The following is a 19,763-nucleotide window of genomic DNA, read 5'->3' as shown; positions in this document are numbered from 1 at the left end:
AGGCAATGTAGGCGGGGTCCGAGTTGAGCGGAGGGTTAGGCAACTTGGGCCACAATGCTATTTCATTTGAATACCGCGAAGCCGGTCGGCACGAGCCACCAATTTCCCCGATGGAGAACGGAATTCTAAACTTCGAGCTTGGCCTGTTACGCAGGCATCAGCGTTTGCATACGTGGTGACGATCCCTTCCGTTTGCCGGTCGGACCAGGAGAAGTAGTCCTGTCCAAGGGTGACTACCACCCACCCGTCTTCTACTGCGACACTGGCGACGATATACGGGCGCATCTTGGCCAAGGCCTTTTTCGCAGCAGCCTTATCGCAAGCGTGAGCTTGGGTGGCCGTGAAAGCGGCGAGAACAACAACAAGAAGAAATCTGGTCAATCGCGCCATGACTACTCCTGTTTGGTTGATGAAGCTGCCTAACGAATGAAGCTAACCGGCCCCGCCTGCACCGAGGCGCTGAGCGGAGCCGAGGAAGCGGGAGTTTGAGAGGGAGGGGATGCAATGCAGGCGGGGTCCGAGTTAAGCGGAGGGTTAGGCATCCTGGGACCCTACAGAGACAAACTCTGATAGCCCATTGCTGGCAAGAAGATCGTCGAGTTCGGATTCTGGAATTTGTTTTCGAGCACGAATCGAAGTAATCAGAGGATTAAGTTCAAAACTGTATCGTACTTCGCTATTGTTTTGAACACCTTCGAGGATGCGATGTATATGGACAGGGGTTAAATCACTGGCATTCATCATGAGTTGTTTGCCAAGCGCATTGGCCTGATCGAAGGACCGAGAGGATAGATACAGGTCAATCAAGCGATCTGCAATTTGCCCCGGGAGTTCAAAGAAATAGGTATTCTTGAAGTCATCACGTGTTGCTCGATTCACCCGTTCTTCGGCAATGGCCCGCAATGGTTCGAAAGATAGGATGCCTTCGATCTCTTCAAAAGTATCTGACGGAAGCATTTTTACGTAGTTTTGTAGTCGTTGTTGAATATCCAATTCAAGATTTCCCCAACAATCTGGAACACCAAAAGTTAGGAGATGAATCGCACGAATTAATTCAGTGTCATCTAATGCGCGAATCAGATGGGATAGCTTAGATGCGATGGTATTGTGATAGTGACCTGGATGCATTTTAGATATTGCTGATAACGCAGCAGTGATTTTGTATCGTTGCTTATAGTCGAGGTCTTCTTTAACCATTTTTTTAATGAGTACGATTGTAAAGTTGCGAACGAGTGATTCTCTTGGCTTCCGGAGCGGGCCAGAAGAGAATGCAATGATGGCCTGTGATTCTTTCGTAGGAAAATATTCGGAATCAACTTCGTTTGTAAGGCGCTGCAAAGCATATTTCCCTTGCGCCGGTGGGTGTTGGAGGAGATGTGTAACTGCAGAATGTATGTGAGCTCTTGCAAGCTCTGCTGAAGGCGCATACGCCTGGTCTTCCGCAACCAAGGATGGATGCGCGCATCTATTTCTATCTGTTTGAAGCCTTTCTAAATCGATAAATTCGATAGGCGATAGTAGCTCAAAACGATCTCGTGCGAGCACCAGTAGATCCTTCTCAAACCTGAGTGCCCTAGAGATGTCGCCTTCTTTTCTAATTTTTTCAAGCTCTTCAGCCTGTTTTTCTGCTTCGGTGTCACCTGCTATTGAGAGTTCGCGAATTTTGTCGATGATGTCGAAACACACGGCGATCCAGGTCCCAACAATCGCAGACCTAAATGCCCCAGCACGATAGCTTGAGACAGCTTCAAAGAGGTATGCCTTAGCCCTTTCGTCCCGACAAGAAAGTACCAATTCGTCTAGGTCCGTAAGAGGCGAGGACATGTTTCACCTGATGAGGGGATGCCTAACTTTGAATAAGGGGATAGGCCTAAGACCCGGCAGGTTCGCCTAAACGAATAATAGGATGGGCCTAGGGGACACAGGATTCATCATATCAAACCCGAACATCACTTAAACATTTAGGGCAATCCTAAATTTTCCGGTTGAAACGGCATCAGTCTTGACGAGCCGCCCATGCCGGGGTCTCGTCTGTCCCGGGGTTGGAAAGCGCATGCGGACATCTCCGGTAGACGGAGGGTATGAATAAAAGGCAGGGGCTAACAAATCGAGGGGGCCTCGAACTTGCTTGCCCAGTCTTGCACTCGATACGTGACAGATGAGAAAGCCCAGGTAGCTCCTCGAATGCGGCATGTTGGCAAAGCAGTTCTGAACCATGAATGTGGATTCCGGGCATCGTCCATCCTATGTGCGGCCGCTACACCTTCACCTTTAGCGCCGAGAGCCTGACGGAAGCCTTCGGGCTGGTCCCCTAAGGAGAAACAGCCGTTCAATATCCACCCCATCGATGGAGAGCTCTTCGCGTTCGTGAGCTTGTTGGAGGATTGGCAGGGGCTGAATGGCGAGGTCATGATTAGCGCCTGCATCGTCACCAGGGAAACGAACGAACTAATGGCCGGAATCCATAACCGGATGCCCGCAATCCTGCCCAAGGACGCGTGGGCCCCTGGCTCGACCAAGCAGCTCAGGTTAAAGAGGTCCAGCCCATGCTTGTCCCTTATCCCCCCGGATCTGATGGCAGCCCATCCAGTGGGGAAGGCCGTGGGGAACCCCAGGAATGATGGGCCTGAGTTAATACTGCCAGTGGTGTAGAGCCGTGTACGAGCGGTACGTGAGTCGTGTGCGAGCTGTGCACGGGCCGTGTGCGAGCTATGCACGGGCCGTATGCGAGCCATGTGCGAGCGGTGTATGAGCCGATCGTGTTCGGGTCGTGTTCGAACCGCGTTGGAACCAGGTTCGAACCGTGTTGGAGCTGTGTTGGAACCGTGTTGGAGTCGCATGAAAACCATGTGAATCCCCGGAGGGACCAAGTATCAGACTAGGTAAATCGCTGAGGCACGCTCCGCACGACGACCACATCGCGGGGGGACTTCCATGGAGCATGCGTGCCACTTAACGAGATACGTCAACTCCCGTGATTGCCAGTGGAGGGAGGGGGTGCTGATCGAGTGCAAGGGCCTTCCAGCAAGTATTGGGGTGTCTTACGAGATGCAGGAGGTTTTCAAGGTGCGCATTCGCATGGCCATCCGCGAATTGTTCATAGGCTAGGTCCTGGATTCGCTCCTTGGCCAAATCGCATGCATTCTTAACCTCTACTTTTGCTTGATCCTCGGTGTTGGGAAGGTTCGCCATCAGGGCACGATGGGCATCCAAACGCGCAAGGGGGTCCAAGAGAATAGAGCTGGCTTCCCTATTCGCTGCTAGGCGCATGTTGGTCCAGCCATCTGCCCCATGCGCCAGGGCCGCCTTAATGGCTGCTTGGGCCCTCCCCCAGCTGTAGCGCTTTGATGGCAGGACAGCGGCAAATTTGAGGGTCCTTGCGCTCTTCTGGCTTTGCTCTTGCCAACGTTTCACCTTCCATTCTCCCAAGAGTGCGCGGACACCGCAGATTGATGCATTCCCCCTTCGTTCAAATTCCACGACTGTGGGACCAAGGCCTGCAAGAGGCATTACGCCAGCGCGTCGGTACCTTCCCCGGGGTCCACAGGGAACCCCCACCACACGACCCGGGAGAGCCTGCCCTTGGGTCGGTATGGGATTGGTCTCCAAGATCTCCCCCCACCGCTCCAGAGCCCCCTGACGAGGGTCCTTCAGGCGTTCCGGAGGTCCATCTCGAATTTCCCCGGTTTCCGGGTTGACCACCTCGACACGCCATGGCGGCCGGCCCTGGTTCAGGTAGGTACCTGCGAGAGCTTCTTCAGCCTGGAACATTCGTGATGGAAGAAGTGTATTGGCCGCCCTCCGAAGCACAGAGCAACCTCCTCCAACGGAGAATTTGCGCAGGCCTTTCGTAGCTCCAACCAGATGGGCCAATCCCCCTGGCCCTCCACGAAGGTTCTTGAGGTCCTCGGCCTTGGTTAGGTATTTGAAGATATATCGGGCGGCCCTGACGAGGCCGCCCCGTCTTTTCAAATCCCCGGGTCGACCATCCTTCCGGCCCCAGCGTTTGGATTCGAGACTTTCACAATCAACAACGAACCTCCGGCCATTCTCGCGGGTACCTCCAAGCTCCTGGGTCCACACTCTCCCGAGCTGTTGATAGCTCACCTTTGGTGCCCAAAAAATAACAAGCAGGTGCACATGCAGGTTCCAGTCTCCATCCTGTCCTGTCACCACTTCCGATCCACGCACCCAACCAAAGGCGAACCGGTTCCACCATCTTGTTCGCTGAAGTTTTGCAAAGGCTTTGTGTGCCTGTTCTCTCAAGGTGTAGATGCAACGCCCATTCGGAACAGTCAACGTAACCAATCGCCCATGCCCTTCATGAAGTCCAAAGTCTCGCGACAGAATGAGCATCCGTTCGATCTCTGCTGTGAGTTGGGCCTGGCGTGAGCGCCCACAAGTGGGGCACCAGGCATGTTTACAGCGATGAATTCCGATCTGCCGCCGGAGGCGCTCGTGCCCATGCCGGTCTTTCCAGAAAACCCGCACGATATGCTGCGACCACCAGACTGTCCCACAGCTCTCCAGGCGCTTGACATCAGCCAGTAGAAATCTTTTTTCGAGTGCTTTACAGGCCTCAACCACCTCTTTGAAGAGGTCTGGATAGGGGCTCACTTGATCCCGAATCCAACGCGCCACTTCCTCCAGAGGAAGGCGATGGTGAGGACCAGAACTCTTCTCGGCCCCCGCAGCGGCCTCGAAGTACCCCCATCGCCTCCCCATGCGGGCCAAGGCGAGGAGATCAACCGCGCTGTTGGGATCAAGCACCCGCTTCTGGAGATCCTGTTCAATGCTGAGGCTCAGAGCTTCAGCAACCTCTAGCGGATGAGGCCGACTTCCTGTGGATTGATTCCTGAATTGCCAAGTCATCTGTTGCCCCAAACCTAGGGACCGGGCGCGAAAAATGTTGCGCCCTAGTCAAGACTAGGGGGGCCTCGCGGCCCCCCAGGTTCATCGACGATGTTCTAGGCTCGAACCGGTTCACCGGCCAAGCGTTCAAGCCAGGCGCTTACCTCCGTCGCAGGAATCAAAGTCCTGCGCCCGACCTTCACAATGCGAAGGCGCTTCTCGCGAATCTCTTCAAAGACCCGCGACCGGCCCAGGCTCACGAGTCCGCAGAATTCCGCGATGCTGTAGGCGGCTTTTGCAGGGGATGTTTCTTTGTTGTCCATGTGGATCTCCTCAAGGGCTCGGATGCATTCGAGCGTCATGAGGAAGCATCAGGATTTCACAACTGTGGGGGAAGAGAGGCGAACAGTGATGACTGTGGGGGGAGTCATCCCCACAGTGGAAACGATCATATTTGCCGGTCTAGGCGTCGTTGAATATTTCTAGAATTTGGTCACTCAGGATGATTTTGGGAAATGGAAAACTCCTGTTTGGAACATCCTCCAAGGTCCACAGACGTTCTGGATCGAGCAGTGGCTTCCGTGAATGTGACGGTTTGAAGTTCAGTCCAAATTCTTCAAAGTCCTTCGCCAGCGCCAGCACTAATGGGACGTGATGAGAGAGGATAATCTCAGTAACGGTCTCTTGGGTGGGAGACTGGATCTCCAAATGAACGAGGCTCTCTTTCGTACGATCAGCGAGGGTTTCTGCCATCCATTGGTTGATAAAAAAGTTCGCTGCCCAGAGGTGGGCTACAGATTTGAATTCATCCCAGGCTTCTCTCAGGGCCTCCTTCTTGGGGGGTTTTGGGAAGTACTGATTTCTCGTTTGGAAGAGGAACGTCCAGAGCCTTCTCAAGGAAATCTCCCCCTCGATCTGCCCGGAGTGGTTCTTCCGGAGGATATAGGCCATGCAGAGGGTTCCACCGACCCAATTACCGCGCATCATGCGGTTCTTCATATCTGCAAAGACCTCGTGCGATTTAGGCATGTTTGAGATAGAAGTCCAGCCCCCGAGTTGTTTCCGAATGAATTCGAGCCCCTGGATGAAGTCGGGATTGTCTCTCAATTGAGGTTGGGCATCCGCCTGTTCCATGAGCCTGAAGAATTCCACTCCGAGGAAGCCCTTCATCTTCTCTGGTTCTTGAGGCCAACACATCACGGAGAAAAGGCCTTGAGGCGGAATAGGTCGGGCTTCACTCGTTTCAGTTTGGAATCTGAGCTTGGGCATGCCACGTACTCCAGGGCCTTCTCATTCATTCAAGAAAGAAGCGTCCAGTATGGTGCGCAGAAGAGCATGCCGATCCGGACGAACCAAGGATCACGATTCAGACTGCCGTTGGGCAAAGAGCTCATCCCTTAGAGGAGAAGAGGGACTTGGATCCGGCTTGGCGTCCCTCTACATGCATCCTGGACCGCCGGAATCCTTGGAGGAGTTTTTGACGCCATTTTGACGCGGAGGGGGTACGCAAAAGAGCCAGGATCCGTAAATCCTGGCTCTTCTTGGGTTTGTGGTTGGCGCGGGCGGTCTCGAACCGCCGACCCCTACCGTGTCAAGGTAGTGCTCTACCCCTGAGCTACGCGCCAGCGCGAAGTTCCATTCTAGCGGAACGGGGGCGGCTGTCGAGCCTCCAGGCGGGGGTGGCGGGTCGTTTCAGCGGTTCCAGTACCAGAGCAGCAGGGCGGCCAGGGTGCCGAGGGTCACCAGGGCCCATTCGCCGGCGTAGGGGTGATCCAAGGCGAACCGGGTCAGGGGCACCTGGGGATGCAAGTGGGGATGGCCATGGGGGTGGGGATGGGCATGGGCGGTCATGGGGACCTCCAATCCTGAGGACCACGGTCCATACCCAACATGGGTCGCGAACCTGCCCGGCGCCATCACAACCCTCCTGAAAGGGTCAATGGTGGATGGAGGTGGCCGGCCACAAGAGCCAGGCGAACAGGGCCCCGGCCAGGATCAGCAGCCAGTCGATCGAGGGGTCGTGCGCGAAATCGTGGCGGCGGAGGAAGTGGGCGGCCATGGCAGCCTCCATCCAGGGGACACCCGTCCGCGTTGAAGATCGGTTCGGGCCCCGGTGGGCGCTGTGACTTTCCTGGAACTTCGGGTCGGGCTATTCGACCGTCACGCTCTTGGCCAGGTTCCTTGGCTGGTCCACGTCGCAGCCGCGCAGTACCGCGATGTGGTAGGCCAGCAGCTGGAGGGGCACGGCGTAGACGATGGGCGCCAGCCAGGGGTGGACGGCGGGCAGTTCCAGCACGTCCTCGGCGATGCCGGACAGGCCCGTGTCGCCTTCGGTGACCAGGGCCAGGATGCGGCCGTCGCGGGCGGCGGCTTCCTGGAGGTTGCTGAGGGTCTTCTCCCGGTGCGCGTCGTGGGGCATGAGGGCCACCACGGGCAGGGTCTTGTCGATGAGGGCGATGGGGCCGTGCTTCATCTCGCCGGCGGGGTAGCCCTCGGCGTGGATGTACGAGATTTCCTTCAGCTTCAACGCGCCTTCCAGGGCGATGGGGTAGCAGGGGCCCCGGCCCAGGTAGAGGAAGTCGGTGGCGTCCTTCCAGCGCTGGGCCCACTGGATGATGCGGGGTTCCAGGCCGTTGAGGCGCTCCAGATGGGCGGGGAGTTCCCGCAGGCCCTGGAGCAGCTCCGCCTTGAGCACCGGGTCCACGGTGCCCTTGGCCTCGCCCAGCTTCAGGGCCAGCAGGGTCAGCACCGCGAGCTGGGTGGTGAAGGCCTTGGTGGAGGCCACGCCGATCTCGGGGCCGGCGTGGGTCAGGATGGTGGCTTCGGCCTGGCGGGTGGCCGTGGAGCCCATGACGTTGCACACGGCCAGGGTGCGGGCTCCGCGAGCGGCGGCCTCCTTCATGGCGGCCAGGGTGTCGGCGGTCTCGCCGCTCTGGGTGATGCCGATGAGGAGCGTGCCCGGCTGGATCACGGGCTCGCGGTAGCGGTACTCGCTGGCGTAGTCGACTTCCACGGCCACCCGGCTCAGCTGCTCGATGAGGAACTTGCCCACGAGCCCCGAGTGCCAGCTGGTGCCGCAGGCCACGATGTGGATGCGGTTGAGGTCCGCCAGCTCCTGGGCGCTGAAGGGCAGGTCCAGGGGGATGGTCTCGCCGTCCAGCGGCAGGCGGTTCAGCAGGGTGTTCGAGAGGGCCTGGGGCTGCTCGAAGATCTCCTTCTGCATGAAGTGCTTGTAGCCGCCCTTCTCCGCCGCGATGGGATCGTACGGGATGGTGTGCACCGTGCGCTGCACCTCGCTGCCGTCCAGGCGGAAGATGCGGGCGCCGTCGCGGGTGAGGTCCACCAGGTCGCCATCCTCGAGGAAGATCACGCGGCGGGTGTGGGGCAGGAGGGGCACCACGTCCGAGGCCAGGAAGGTCTCGCCTTCGCCCAGGCCCAGCACCAGCGGGGGACCGCTACGGGCCGCGAGGATGCGGTCCTTGTCCGAGGCCTGGAGGCAGGCCAGCGCGTAGATGCCCCGCATGCGGCCCACGGCCTCGCGGAAGGCCTCCGGAAAGGCCAGGCCCCGCTTCATCAGGTGGGAGACCATCACGGGGAAGCACTCCGTATCGGTCTCCGAGCGGAAGGTCTCGCCGGCGGCCTGCAGTTCCGCACGCAGCTCCAGGAAGTTCTCGAAGATGCCGTTGTGGACGGCCACCACCTGGCCGTCGCCGCTGCGGTGCGGGTGGGCGTTCTCCTCCGTGGGCCGGCCGTGGGTGGCCCAGCGGGTGTGGCCGATGCCCAGGGGCGTGGGGTCCGCGAGATCGACCTTGCCCGCCAGGTTGGCGAGCTTGCCCGAGGCCCGGATGACCCGGAATCCGTCGGCCGGATCGGACAGGGCCACGCCCGCGCTGTCGTAGCCGCGGTACTCCAGGCTCCGCAAGCCGTTCACGAGGATGCCCGCCGCACCCTGCTGGCCGATGTAACCGACGATTCCGCACATGGGGGACTCCGATCTGATCTTTCCGACCTTAGCCGGGCCGGGCCGAGGTTCCAATGTGGCGGGGGACACACGCCCTGAGGTCACCGGGAAACCACAGGTGTGGCGCGCGGACCGCGGCTGGCCGTGGCCCGGGGGCGCGTCAGCCCCGGATCTGCTTCTCCAGCAGCTTGCTCCGCAGCTGCAGCATGGCCTTGGTGTGCAGCTGGGACACGCGGGATTCCGTGATGTTCAGCAGGATCCCGATCTCCTTCATGGTCAGCTCGTCGAAGTAGTAGAGCTGGACCACGAACTTCTCCTTCTTCGGCCGCTTTTCGATGGCGGACCGGAGGATGTCCTTGATCTCCGCGGTCTGGAAGATCTGATGGGGATCCTCGGCGTCCGGATCGGGCACGAAGCTGATGAGGCTTTCGCCTTCGCCGTCCTCGCCGACCTCGACGAAGGTGCCGAGGGTGACGCCCTTCAGGTCGTCCAGGCTCTTGTGCAGGTCATCGAGGGGGATGCCCAGGTGGTGTGCGACCTCCTCATCCGTGGCCGCCCGCCCCTTCTGCTGTTCGATGAGCCGGTAGGCGTTCTCGATGTCCTTCTTCTTGCGCCGGAGGCTGCGGGGCACCCAGTCCAGGTCCCTCAGGCCGTCGAGAATGGCACCCTTGATCCGCAGCTCGGCATAAGTTTTGAACTTGATGTTGCGGGTGGGCTCGAACTTCTCGATGGCGTCCATCAGGCCCAGGATGCCGCTGTTGATGAGGTCATCCAGCTCCACGTGCGAGGGCAGGCGGGAGGCGATGCGGTGGGCCACGAACTTCACCAGGGGCACGTAGTCCTTGATGATCTGCTCGCGGTTGTCCCGATCGAAGGCTTCGGGAAGTTCCTGGTCTGCTTCCCCGGGGGAGGCGGCCAGCTGCCTGGCCCGGATGCTGGCTGCCTGCAGGGCGGCCCAGGGCCTGAGCGCTGCCGGCGCGGAGGCCACGGCAAGGGCCAGTTCGTCCTCGAGGGACGGGCCGGAATCGGCAGGCTGGTCTGGGGTCGCGACCATTCGGGTTCCTAGGGGGTGTCACCGGGGGCGGGCACGCTCCAGAATGCCGCAAAGTCATCCGGCTGCAAGGATACCTGGCCCAGCAATTGCCTGACGATGGCTCCGAAGGCCCGGGAGGCCGGGCTGTCGGGGAAGAGTTCCACCACGCCCCGTTGCTGGCGCACAGCCTGGAGGACGTGGGGATCGTGGGGAACCATGCCCAGCACCTTCAGCTGCTTGCCGAGGAACCGCCCGGTGGCCTCCTGGAGCTGCTCGACGGTCTCGCGGGCCTCCTCCGCGCTCTGGCCGTTGTTCACCAGCAGCCACAGGGGTTTCGAAGGCTCGCGCAGGTGCAGGACCTTCACCATGGCGTACGCGTCCACCAGGCTCGTGGGCTCGGGGGTGGCCACGAGGATGACCTCCTGGGCGGCCAGGAGCAGCTTGAGGACGGAGTCGTGGATGCCGGCGGCCGTGTCGATCAGCAGCCAATCCACCGTCTCCGCCACGCGCTGGAGGCCCTGGACCAGGCGCAGTTCGCTCATGGTGTCGAGCCGGGTCAGTTCCTGAAGGCCGCTGCTGGTGGGCAGGACCTGCACGCCCATGGGCCCCTCCAGGAGGATTTCCTCCAGCACCTTCTCGCCGTGCAGGGCCTGTTCGAGGGTGTACTTCGGGGACAGGCCCAGCAGGATGTCCAGGTTGGACAGCCCGAAATTCGCATCCAGGACCACCACTCGCTGACCCTGCGCGGCCAGGGCCAGCGCTAGGCCCGCCGTGACATTGGTCTTGCCCACGCCGCCCTTGCCCGAGGTGATGGCCACGACCCGGGCGGCGAAGAGGGGGGCCTCAGCTCCCTGGCCCAGGGGCAAGGTCCGGAGGCGGGGGTTGGGGTGGTCGTTCATGCCAGACCTTCCGCCGGCCCGGCCTGGGGATCGGGGACAGCCGGGCCTTCCCGCCATGCCTGGCGAGCCCGGGATGGAAACAGACAGTCCTGGAAGGTCAACATACCGACACCCGCCGGGTGCGGGGCGAGGCTTGTGCCAAGGCGACCGTCAGGGACTCGGATCATCGGAGGGCCGTGGATTGGCCCTGCGGGGACACGGGGGCCACCCCAAAAAACCGACGATCGCCCGCGCGGTCATCCGATGTCCGAGGCACCGATCTCCGACGATCGCCTGGCCTTGAGTCCCTCCCAGCGCTCGGGGGGATGGAATTTCCAGCGCCAGCCGGCCCAGCTCACCCGCTGGAAGCTGACCTGCCCCGGCCAGGGGAGGCGATCCAGCCAGGTGCGGAGGGCCCGTTGGAGGCGGAGCCGCTGCTCGGGCTCCAGGGCGGTGTCGGCGCCGACCCAGGCTCCGGGGCGGCGGGCCTTCACCTCCAGGAGGCGGAGTTCGGAACCCCGGCTCAGGAGCAGGTCCAGTTCGTAGCGGCCCAGCTTCAGCCGCCAGGCCACCAGGTCCCAGCCCCGGGCCCAGAGCAGCCAGAGGGTCAGCCGCTCGGCCCGGAGCCCCAGCCGGCGGGCCGCCTCACCGCGGCGCGGCATGGGCGAACTCAAGGGCATAGAACACTGTGTCCACCGCCATGCGGGGGAAGTCCGTGGGCAACCCCTCCGGCGCCACGCGCTGGAATCCGTTGCGCTCGTAGAACCGGTGGGCCGCGCGCATGTGGGGCAGGGTGCCGAGCCAGATCCCCGGGAGGGCCTGGCTCCGGGCATGGTCGAGCAGGGTGTCCAGCAGGGCCTGGGCCAGGCCGCTGCCGCGCAGATCCTGGTGGAGGAACATCTTTCTCAGGGCCGCTCCACCTGCGGGGGGACAGCCGAAATCAATGAGCCCGATGGTGCCGACCAGGCGACCTTCCGCAAGGCCCACCCAGAACCCGCCCCGGCCGGTCTGGTAGACCTCGGGGATCCGCGCCAGATCCGGCTGGTCCCGGGCGGTGATGGGAACCCCGAACTCGATCTGCTGGATCGGGAGGATCAGGTCGAGCACCTGGCTTTCGAGGCCGGGCCGGAACGGCTGGATCAGGAAGGCCATGGTCCTACTCGTCCCGCCTCGGCAACAGCAGGCTGCGCTGGACGCGCTCGAGGTTGCCGTGGATGCGGACGATCTTCCAGGCCAGGATCATGGCGTAGCCCAGCCAGACCCAGAGGATGCGGGGGTCCACGGGAGTGCGCTTGAGGACCTCCGTGCCCAGGTCGAGGCGGAGGCCCTGGAGGTACCAGGTCACGGCCCCGAAGGCGATGATCAGGTAGCCCCAGCGGATCCAGTAGGGACGCAGGCCCTCCTTCACCTTCCAGCGCAGCAGCAGCCAGCGGTCGAACCGGTCGCTCTTCTCCTCGGCGAAGTGCAGGGCCAGCAGCTGGTCCACCAGGGGCGCGTAGCGATGCACTTTCAGTTCCTGGATCTCCTCGTCCCCGTTCACCTTGCGCAGGAAGGCGCTGCGGATCTTCCCGATGCATTCCTCCCAGGGGGCCTCCTCCCGGTGCAGGGAGAGGTGCAGGCGCACCAGCCCCACCCACAGCAGGGCCTGGGCCAGCAGCACGGCCCACAGGGACCAGCCCTGCCAGCCCTGGGTGCGGACGAGATCGAGGAAGCGGGTGAGATCCATGCGGGGAGTGTACCGCTATCCTTCCAGGGCCGGCATGACGCCGGAGGGAGGCTCCCGTGGCGGAGGACCTGAAGACGGCGGCGGCCTGGGCGAAGGATCTGGGCCTGCCCGAGAAGAAATTGAAGGACGCCTTCAAGGCTGCCGGCATCGAGCCGGACGCGAAGAAGGGCGTCTGCGCCTACTACGCCAAGGCCTCCGCGGAAAAGGCCAAGAAGGCCATCAAGTAGCCCGCTACACCTTGTTCCACGGCACCTCGCCGGCGGCCAGGAAGGCCTCGCCATCCAGGCCCTTCTCCTCCGCGCGCTTCATGAGGTGCTGGAGGACCTCGGCGGTGGCTTCGGCGTCCTGCAGGGCGCGGTGGGCGCGGGTGTTGGTGATGCCGAGGAACTCGCAGAGCTCGGCCAGGCTGCGGCGCGGCAGTTCGGGAATGAGCTTCTTGGCCAGCAGGCGCGTGCAGACGAGGCGGTGGCGGCGCCAGACGCCCTCCGGCAGCCAGGCTTTGAGGAAGCTGCCGTCATAGGGGGCGTGGTGGGCCACCCAGACGCGGCCCTCCAGCTTCGGCATGAGCTTCAGGGCGACCTGCTCCCAGGGGGGCGCGCCCGCCAGCATGGGCAGGCTGATGCCCGTGAGGCGCTGGATCTCTTCGGGCAGAAAGCCCTGGATGGCCGCCAGGCTGGACCAGCGGTCCTCCACCACCGGGCCCGAGAGGCGCACCATCCCCACCTCGGTGATCTCGGAAGGCTGGATGAACCGCCCATCCTTGCCCCAGCGGGCCTTGGGGCTTCCGCCGGTGGTCTCCAGGTCCAGCACCGCGAACCGCAGCTCCCGCAGCGCGGGCGATCCGGTTTCGAGGAGCGGCTCCTGGGTCATGCGCTGACCAGAGTCTTCAGGCCGTCCTTGAAGAGCACGTCCACCTTGCGGCCCATGCGCCGCTGCACGCGGCCCAGGCCGAAGGAGGGATGGTCCATCCAGGCGCCCTCCTCCCAGCGGTCGGCCACCGAGTAGGGCCGGGCCTGGGCGCCGCCCTGCTCCCGGGCGACCACGTCCTGGAACTGGGCGACCAGCGAGCCCGGCCGGGGGCCGCCGGCCTTCGCCGCCGCCGGGATCCGCGGCGAGCGGGGCAGGGGCTCCGGCTTGGCCGCGCGGAATTTGTGCACGGAGCGGCAGTTCCCGCAGATGAGCCGGTCGGGCACGCCATTGGTCACGGTCAGGATCTGATGGCGCGTCTCGCCGCCACAGCGCCCGCAGGGCGCGTCCACATCCTGGCCGGCATAGTAGATCTTCGTCATGTCATCCAGGTTAGCATCGCCGGCATCCGCCCGCGGCGGAGGATGGCTGCAGCCCTGGATTCCCCGGGGCCCCGCCTCAGGGCCGGTCGGCCAGCCGGAGCTTCCCCTCTGTGTCCAGTCCCGCGAAGGTGTAGCCCTCGGCCCGGAGCTTCGGGATGAGGACCGGCAGCACCTTGCCCGCCCGGTCATGGATGTCGTGGAAGAGGATGATCCCGCGCTGCTCGTGGGCGATGGCCTTCAGCACGCGGTCCGCCACGGAGCTGGGCACGGGATCGGCCCAGTCGAGGCTGTCGATGTTCCAGAGCACCGAGCGCAGGTGGTAGGCCTCCAGGGCCTGCAGCTGGAGGGGCGTGCGGGCGCCGTAGGGGAACCGGAAGAGCTGGCTGTGGGCTCCGGGGATGGCCCGCAGGAGCTGGTCGGTCTCGCGGATCTCCAGGTCCAGCGGAGCGCCGGTCTCCTTGCTCAGCTGGGCATGGGTGTAGCTGTGGTTGCCCACGACGAAGCCGCCCTTCACCAGATCCTCGGTGAACGCCGCCAGGGGGCCCAGCTTGATCCGACCGGAGGCATCCTGGGCCCCCAGGTTCCGTCCCACCTCGAAGAACAGGGCGGGCACATGTTCCTTCTCCAGGATGGCCTTGATCTCCTCGGTGTAGACCCGGTGCGGTCCGTCATCGAAGCTGAGGACGAGCACCTTTGCGGGCAGCCCGGTGCCGTCGATCTCGCCGCTGCCGGCCAATCCGGCGGCCGGGCTGGGGATGGCGGCACCCTTCAGCAGGGTGTCCAGGGGCAGGCGGTGCTGGAGGTCCGCCACATAGGCGTTCCAGCGCTCCCGCTGTCCGCCCTGGGCCGGGTGCCCCGGGCCCCCGAAGACGCGCTGGTATTCGGCTTCGACCAGGGCCTCCACGCGATCCGCCTCGGCTAGGTCCCTGGCCAAGCGCCGGTTGAGCCGCACGCCTTCGGGCGTGGTGTCCTGGCGCAGCGACTTCTGGAGCACCCGCAGGGAATCCCGGAAGGCCAGTCGGTCCAGCTCCAGCAGCTCGGGGTCGGCCTCCATCCAGTCCAGGAGCGCGCCGACCACCGGGTCCCGCTGGGCCGCCGGGAGGGCCGCGAGCCGCGTGAGGGCCCCGTTCAGCTGGTGGACCAGGTCCCGGCGCTCATGGTGGAGGCGATGGCCCACGGCCAGGGCCCGCTCCCGTTCCGCACCCTTGAGGGCGGACTCGTCGGCGAAGAGCACGATCAGCTGGCGATGAACCTGGAGGTCGGAGCGCAGCGCCTCCAGCAGAGGCCCCGTCCCCGGCGGCTCCGGATGGGCGGCGGCATCGGCCAGGGTGGCGGCCATGACCAGGGGCGGCTGGGCCGGGGGGTGCGTCTGCTGGCGGCGGATGGCCCACACCCCTCCGACGGCCAGGGCCAGCAGCAGGAGGGGCAGGGCTTTGTGGGTCATGTCAGCCCAGCAGGGCCCTTACCTGGACCAGGCGGTGCTCCCTCTCCTCGGCCTGGCCGCGCAGCTTGGCCACGGCGGCCTCTGGGGCCTTGGTGACGAAGCTGTCATCGGCGAGGCGGGCGCGCAGGGGCTCCAGCTCCTTTTCCAGCTTGGCCAGTTCCTTCTCCAGCTTGGCCTTCTCCGCGGCGGGATCCTTGAGGCCGGCCAGCTCCAGCGCCACCGCGCCCCCCGCCACCACCGCCACGGCGCGGGTGGATGAGGCGAGGTCGTCCTTGGTGAAGGTGACGGACTCCAGGCGGGCGATGGACTTCAGGGCCTCGGTGAACGGCTCCAGTTCGGAGATGGCGCAGAAGGCGGGCACCCGCTTGGCGGGATCCACGCCCTGCTCGGCCTTGAGGCGGAGGAAAGCGGAGAGCACCTCCTGGAAGCGGGGGATGATCGTGCGGTCGCCGCCCTTCGTCTGGAGAACCGCTTCGCCGAGGGGCCAGCTTCTCAGCGCCAGCAGCGCCGGCTCCGATTCCGGCAGGCGGGGCGCGATGACGGCCTCATGGATTTCTTCGGTCAGGAAGGGCACGAACGGATGCAGGGCGCGCAGCAGGATGTCCAGGAAGTGCAGGATGGTCGCCTTCTGGGCCTTCGTCCCGCTCTGGAGTTGCACCTTGGCCAGCTCGATGTAGGTCGCGCAGAAGTCGTCGTAGACGAGGTGGTACAGGCGCTCGGCGGCATCGTGGAACCGGAAGGCCTCGATGGCCTCGGTGACGGCGCCGAGTTCGGTTCTCAGCCGTTCACACAGCCAGAACTCGGCTTCGCCGAATTCCGGTTCTGTCGAAAGCGTGATGGACTCGTCGAGATTCATCTGCACGAACCGCGAGGCGTTCCAGAGCTTGTTGCAGAAGTTCCTGGAGGCCTCCAGCCGCGCGGGGCTCATGGCGATGTCCGTGCCGGGGGCGGCCATGATGGCGAGCGCGAAGCGGAGGGCGTCGGTGCCGAACTCCTCCATCACCTCGAGGGGATCGATGACGTTGCCCTTGGTCTTCGACATCTTCTGGCCGCTGGCATCGCGCACGAGGCTGTTGAAGTAGACCTTGCGGAAGGGCACCTCGCCCATCCAGGTGAGGCCCGCCATGGCCATGCGCGCCACCCAGAAGAACAGGATGTCGTAGCCCGTGATGAGCACGCTGGTGGGGTAGTAGCGCTTCAGCTCCTCGGTTTCCTCGGGCCAGCCGAACACGCTGAACGGCCACAGAGCCGATGAGAACCAGGTGTCCAATGTGTCGGGGTCCTGAATCAGTTCACCTGCTCCGCATGCGCAGCATGCAGAGGGAGCCTCCATCTCCACATGCAGTTCGCCACACTTCGCGCAGGTCCAGGCCGGGATGCGGTGGCCCCAGACCAGCTGGCGGCTGATGCACCAGTCCTGGATGTTGGTGAGCCAGTGCTCCCAGACGGCGGCATGGTGCGAGGGGGTGAACTGGATGCGGCCGTCGCGGACGGCCTCCAGGGCCATGGCCGCGGCCTCCTTCACGTCCATGAACCACTGCTCGCTGACGAGCGGCTCGAGCACGGCGCCGCTGCGGTCGCTGAGGCTGATCTTGTTCGTGTAGTCCTCCACCTTCACGAGGAAGCCCTGCGCCTCCAGGTCCGCCACCACGCGCTTGCGGGCCTCGAAGCGGTCCAGGCCCGCATAGGCGCCGGCGGCGGCGGTCATCTTCGCGTCGAAGCCGATGATGGTGATGGAGTCCAGCTTCAGGCGCTGGCCCGCGGCGAAGTCGTTGGGATCGTGGGCCGGCGTCACCTTCACGCAGCCGGTGCCGAAGGCCGGATCCACGAAGCTGTCGGCCACCACGGGGATCTGTCGGCCCGTCAGGGGGTGGTTCATGAGCTTGCCGACCATGCCCTGGTAGCGCTCGTCGTCGGGGTGCACGGCCACGGCCGTATCACCCAGCATGGTCTCGGGCCGCGTGGTGGCGACCACCACCTCGCCGCTGCCGTCCGCCAGGGGGTAGCGCAGGTACCAGAGCTTGCCCTTGCGCTCCTCGTATTTCACTTCCAGGTCGCTCAGCGCGGTCTGGAGGGCGGGATCCCACTGGATCATGCGGGGGCCGCGGTAGATGCGGCCCGCCTTGTAGCTCTCCACGAAGACCTTCCGGACGGCCTTGTTCAGCGCGGGATCCAGGGTGAAGCGGTTGCGGGTCCAGTCCACGGAGCAGCCCAGGCGCTTGAGCTGGTGCTCGATGGCGCCCTGGTTCTTCTCCTTCCAGTCCCAGATGCGCCGCTCGAAGGCGTCGCGGCCCAGCTGGTGGCGGTCCGTGCCCTCGGCCTTGAGTTGGCGCTCCACCATCATCTGCGTGGCGATGCCGGCGTGGTCGGTGCCGGGCACCCACAGCGCGTCATAGCCCTGGGCCCGCTTGAAGCGCGTGAGCACGTCGTGCAGCGTGTTCACCAGCGCGTGGCCCATGTGCAGGTTGCCGGTGATGTTCGGCGGCGGGATGACGATGGACCAGGGCTCCTTGCCGCTGGCGGGAGCGGCCTCGAAGGCCTTGGACTCCTCCCAGACCGAGTACCAGCGCGTCTGCGCCGTCCTGAAATCGAAAGCCTTGTCCATCTCTCGCATTGCCATCTTTTTCTTGCCTTTCCCGGCTCCAAATCGACTCTGCCGATTTGGAGGGATGTGAACGGAACTGCATCTGGAGCGGCCAGCCCAATGAATCAGTTTACCCGTGGGAGGACTGGCCTTCCAGGCAGGGGCTTCCAGGCGGAGCATCTTGAAAGTAATGCGATATCATGGTCATCATTACTTTTGCGGCAAGGATGGGAGGGCACATGCGTCTTCTGCGGATGGGGACTCTGGGTCTGTCGGGGCTGCTGGCCGCCGGGATCGGCCTGGCCCAGGAGCGCCCGCTGCCGGCGCCCCACGTCAAGGCGAAGCTGATCTGCCACGACTGCCACCAGAAGGAGAAGCCCTCCACGGCGGCGGTGCCGGACGAGGCCTGCATGGTCTGCCACGGGGACTACCCGGCCATGAAGGCGCTGACGAAGGACGCCAAGCCCAATCCCCATGCCCCGCCCCAGGCCTCGCCCCACGAGCCCTACCCCTGCACAGACTGCCACCGCCAGCACAAGGCGCCGGTGGTGAAGTGCCTGGAGTGCCACGAAGGGAAACTCACCTTCAAGATCAAGTGAAGGCGCGGGTCCCCGCTCAGAGCTTCTTGTGGGTGCCGTCGCACATGGGCTTGGTGCCGCTGTGCTTGCAGCCGCAGAACCACTTGGTGCCGGTGATGTCGGCGGTATAGGCCAGGGGCACGAACGGGCCGCCCTTGTGGGAACCGTCGCAGAACGGCTGCTTCTTGCTGTTGCCGCAGGCGCACCAGTGGTAGGTCTTGCCCGCTTCGACCTCCACCTGGTACGGGCCCTTCTGGGCGATGTGGGGCGTGGGATCCGTCATGGCGTGCCTCCTGTCGGGGTGCCTGTGGATGGGAGTCCACTATAGCCCTACCGTCGAGGAGGGGGGCTTAGAGTGCCTAACAAAATCCCGACGAGGCCGCGAGAAAGTCAGGTGGGATGCACCGCAGATATCAGTTTGTCTCGCGTATCGCCGAAGGCGATACCGAGAAGGAAGGGCCCGCAGGGCGATGCGGGACATCGTTCAAGGGCCGTGACGCCGCGGAGCGCCCACCTGGCTTTCTCCCTCCGGGCGAGGGCCGGCGGGGAGGCTCCACCTCCGCGAGCTTGCGAGCGGGAGGGCCCTGCGGGGCAGGGCCCATCAGGTGGAGGGCGATGCGGCTACGCCCTCCGTCTGACGGCACACTTTGCGTGCCTCCCACTCACCTGCGGCTCGTGGAACCGGAGCCTCCCTCGCGTTCCTCGCCTCGCTCGCCCGGCGACCCTCGCGCGGCCCCGTGGGGGTTTGGTTAGGCACTCTCAATCGTCCCGGCGCTCCTCCGCCTCCTCCCACTCCAGCTCGGTCCACCACTCGTATTCGAGCCCCTCGCAGGTGATGCCGAAGGAGGGGCAGGCGACGCAGCCGTCGCCGCGATGGACCTCGGCATCGTGCAGGGGCGGGTAGGCCTTGAGCAGGGGGAGGGCGCCATCCCGCGCCGCGGCCTCGGCCCGGGTCATGGGGCGGGAGGGCAGTCCCCGCACATGGAAGCGGCGCAGCCGCTCCTCGCCCTGGGGGTAGAGCACCGAGTTCTCGGCGTCGATGTGCCGCCACAGGGACCGGCTGTAGTCCACGGCCAGCGCCTCCACCTGGCGGCGGTCCTCGTCCGCAGCCAGGGCGGAGCCCAGCAGGCCTTCCAACCCGTCCAGCAGGCCCGCCATGCGGCGGTGCTCGCCCGTGAGGGCCGCGATGGGACCGCGGTGGGCGGGGAGCTCGGCCCGCTCCGCCAGAGCCCTGAACAGGACATCCTCCTCCTTGTGGTGGTGGAAGTCGCCGGCATAGCGCCGGAAAAAGGCCATGAAGCGGGCGCCGTCGGCCGGATCGCCCCGGCCCTCCAGCCGGGCCTTCACGAAGGTCCGCAGGGAACCGAGCACCTGCTCGATGAGGTCGTGTTCGGCGCGGAGGTCGTCGATGAGCTGCAT

Annotated in this window: 21 protein-coding genes, 1 tRNA gene and 1 pseudogene; 3 read left to right on the top strand and 20 right to left on the bottom strand. The window is 64.0% G+C overall.

Annotated features, from left to right (window positions below; translation table 11 throughout):
* Window positions 1–57: 57 nt before the first annotated feature.
* Together MLE43_RS12905 and MLE43_RS12900 are read right to left on the bottom strand one after the other, a co-directional pair.
* Complete coding sequence (locus tag MLE43_RS12905) at window positions 58–390, bottom strand: hypothetical protein (RefSeq protein ID WP_243304668.1); 333 nt, start codon at window positions 388–390, stop codon at window positions 58–60.
* Window positions 391–534: 144 nt separating this feature from the next.
* The gene (locus MLE43_RS12900) at window positions 535–1,686 is read right to left on the bottom strand and encodes a hypothetical protein (protein ID WP_243304666.1); all 1,152 of its coding nucleotides are present in this window, start codon (window positions 1,684–1,686) and stop codon (window positions 535–537) included.
* Between the two features lie 636 nt (window positions 1,687–2,322).
* Between MLE43_RS12900 and MLE43_RS15115 the strand changes: the two are divergent.
* Window positions 2,323–2,652: pseudogene (locus MLE43_RS15115) on the top strand (SOS response-associated peptidase); the annotation flags it as partial.
* Between the two features lie 300 nt (window positions 2,653–2,952).
* Here MLE43_RS15115 and MLE43_RS15110 read toward each other — a convergent pair.
* The 12 genes from MLE43_RS15110 to MLE43_RS12850 all read right to left on the bottom strand — a co-directional run bounded on the left by MLE43_RS15110 (window position 2,953) and on the right by MLE43_RS12850 (window position 12,449).
* Window positions 2,953–4,725 (bottom strand): protein rep, encoded by a 1,773-nt coding sequence (locus MLE43_RS15110; RefSeq protein WP_420843209.1) that lies wholly within the window; start codon window positions 4,723–4,725, stop codon window positions 2,953–2,955.
* Between the two features lie 242 nt (window positions 4,726–4,967).
* Window positions 4,968–5,174 carry an excisionase family DNA-binding protein gene (locus tag MLE43_RS12895; RefSeq protein ID WP_243304664.1) on the bottom strand — a complete coding sequence of 69 codons (207 nt, stop codon included), beginning with the start codon at window positions 5,172–5,174 and terminating at the stop codon, window positions 4,968–4,970.
* Between the two features lie 139 nt (window positions 5,175–5,313).
* Complete coding sequence (locus MLE43_RS12890) at window positions 5,314–6,120, bottom strand: hypothetical protein (protein WP_243304662.1); 807 nt, start codon at window positions 6,118–6,120, stop codon at window positions 5,314–5,316.
* A gap of 281 nt (window positions 6,121–6,401) precedes the next feature.
* A tRNA-Val gene (locus MLE43_RS12885) sits at window positions 6,402–6,476 on the bottom strand.
* A gap of 67 nt (window positions 6,477–6,543) precedes the next feature.
* Window positions 6,544–6,702 (bottom strand): hypothetical protein, encoded by a 159-nt coding sequence (locus MLE43_RS12880; RefSeq protein ID WP_243304660.1) that lies wholly within the window; start codon window positions 6,700–6,702, stop codon window positions 6,544–6,546.
* Window positions 6,703–6,787: 85 nt separating this feature from the next.
* Entirely contained in the window at window positions 6,788–6,910 is a 123-nt protein-coding gene (locus tag MLE43_RS14930; RefSeq protein WP_275976212.1) for a hypothetical protein, read from the bottom strand.
* Window positions 6,911–7,000: 90 nt separating this feature from the next.
* The gene (gene glmS, locus MLE43_RS12875; RefSeq protein ID WP_243304659.1) at window positions 7,001–8,833 is read right to left on the bottom strand and encodes a glutamine--fructose-6-phosphate transaminase (isomerizing); all 1,833 of its coding nucleotides are present in this window, start codon (window positions 8,831–8,833) and stop codon (window positions 7,001–7,003) included.
* A gap of 139 nt (window positions 8,834–8,972) precedes the next feature.
* Entirely contained in the window at window positions 8,973–9,866 is an 894-nt protein-coding gene (locus MLE43_RS12870) for a FliA/WhiG family RNA polymerase sigma factor (protein WP_243304657.1), read from the bottom strand.
* An 8-nt stretch (window positions 9,867–9,874) separates the two neighbouring features.
* Window positions 9,875–10,744, bottom strand: coding sequence for a MinD/ParA family protein (locus tag MLE43_RS12865; RefSeq protein WP_243304655.1), 870 nt, complete (start codon window positions 10,742–10,744; stop codon window positions 9,875–9,877).
* 236 nt (window positions 10,745–10,980) lie between these two features.
* A complete protein-coding gene (locus MLE43_RS12860; protein ID WP_243304653.1) occupies window positions 10,981–11,385 on the bottom strand; it encodes a YraN family protein in 405 nt (134 codons plus the stop codon).
* A complete protein-coding gene (locus MLE43_RS12855; protein WP_243304650.1) occupies window positions 11,369–11,875 on the bottom strand; it encodes a GNAT family N-acetyltransferase in 507 nt (168 codons plus the stop codon). The genes MLE43_RS12860 and MLE43_RS12855 overlap by 17 nt, the downstream gene beginning before the upstream one ends.
* Window positions 11,876–11,879: 4 nt before the next feature.
* Window positions 11,880–12,449, bottom strand: a complete 570-nt coding sequence (locus MLE43_RS12850; protein ID WP_243304646.1) for a hypothetical protein — start codon at window positions 12,447–12,449, stop codon at window positions 11,880–11,882.
* Window positions 12,450–12,505: 56 nt separating this feature from the next.
* On the opposite strand from MLE43_RS12850, the gene MLE43_RS12845 reads away from it, so the two are divergent.
* Window positions 12,506–12,676 (top strand): hypothetical protein, encoded by a 171-nt coding sequence (locus tag MLE43_RS12845; protein WP_243304643.1) that lies wholly within the window; start codon window positions 12,506–12,508, stop codon window positions 12,674–12,676.
* Between the two features lie 4 nt (window positions 12,677–12,680).
* Here the strand turns inward: MLE43_RS12845 and MLE43_RS12840 are convergent, their stop codons facing one another.
* The 4 genes from MLE43_RS12840 to MLE43_RS12820 all read right to left on the bottom strand — a co-directional run bounded on the left by MLE43_RS12840 (window position 12,681) and on the right by MLE43_RS12820 (window position 17,787).
* Window positions 12,681–13,319, bottom strand: a complete 639-nt coding sequence (locus MLE43_RS12840) for a 3'-5' exonuclease (RefSeq protein ID WP_243304640.1) — start codon at window positions 13,317–13,319, stop codon at window positions 12,681–12,683.
* The gene (locus MLE43_RS12835) at window positions 13,316–13,738 is read right to left on the bottom strand and encodes a hypothetical protein (RefSeq protein WP_243304639.1); all 423 of its coding nucleotides are present in this window, start codon (window positions 13,736–13,738) and stop codon (window positions 13,316–13,318) included. Before MLE43_RS12835 ends, MLE43_RS12840 begins: the two co-directional genes overlap by 4 nt.
* A gap of 76 nt (window positions 13,739–13,814) precedes the next feature.
* Window positions 13,815–15,182 carry a polysaccharide deacetylase family protein gene (locus MLE43_RS12830; RefSeq protein WP_275976211.1) on the bottom strand — a complete coding sequence of 456 codons (1,368 nt, stop codon included), beginning with the start codon at window positions 15,180–15,182 and terminating at the stop codon, window positions 13,815–13,817.
* 1 nt (window position 15,183) lies between these two features.
* The gene (locus MLE43_RS12820) at window positions 15,184–17,787 is read right to left on the bottom strand and encodes a valine--tRNA ligase (RefSeq protein WP_243304635.1); all 2,604 of its coding nucleotides are present in this window, start codon (window positions 17,785–17,787) and stop codon (window positions 15,184–15,186) included.
* A 218-nt stretch (window positions 17,788–18,005) separates the two neighbouring features.
* Between MLE43_RS12820 and MLE43_RS12815 the strand changes: the two genes are divergently transcribed.
* On the top strand, window positions 18,006–18,365 hold the full coding sequence (locus MLE43_RS12815) for a cytochrome c3 family protein (RefSeq protein ID WP_243304634.1): 360 nt from the start codon (window positions 18,006–18,008) through the stop codon (window positions 18,363–18,365).
* 16 nt (window positions 18,366–18,381) lie between these two features.
* Here the strand turns inward: MLE43_RS12815 and MLE43_RS12810 are convergent, their stop codons facing one another.
* Both MLE43_RS12810 and MLE43_RS12805 read right to left on the bottom strand, forming a co-directional pair.
* Window positions 18,382–18,627 carry a CDGSH iron-sulfur domain-containing protein gene (locus MLE43_RS12810; protein WP_243287683.1) on the bottom strand — a complete coding sequence of 82 codons (246 nt, stop codon included), beginning with the start codon at window positions 18,625–18,627 and terminating at the stop codon, window positions 18,382–18,384.
* Between the two features lie 476 nt (window positions 18,628–19,103).
* Window positions 19,104–19,763 carry a hemerythrin domain-containing protein gene (locus tag MLE43_RS12805; RefSeq protein ID WP_243304632.1) on the bottom strand — a complete coding sequence of 220 codons (660 nt, stop codon included), beginning with the start codon at window positions 19,761–19,763 and terminating at the stop codon, window positions 19,104–19,106.

This window comes from Geothrix oryzisoli, assembly GCF_022808865.1.
Lineage (GTDB): Bacteria > Acidobacteriota > Holophagae > Holophagales > Holophagaceae > Geothrix > Geothrix oryzisoli.
Note: the sequence above shows the minus strand (reverse complement) of the source record. Positions and strands in the feature narration are given on the sequence as shown.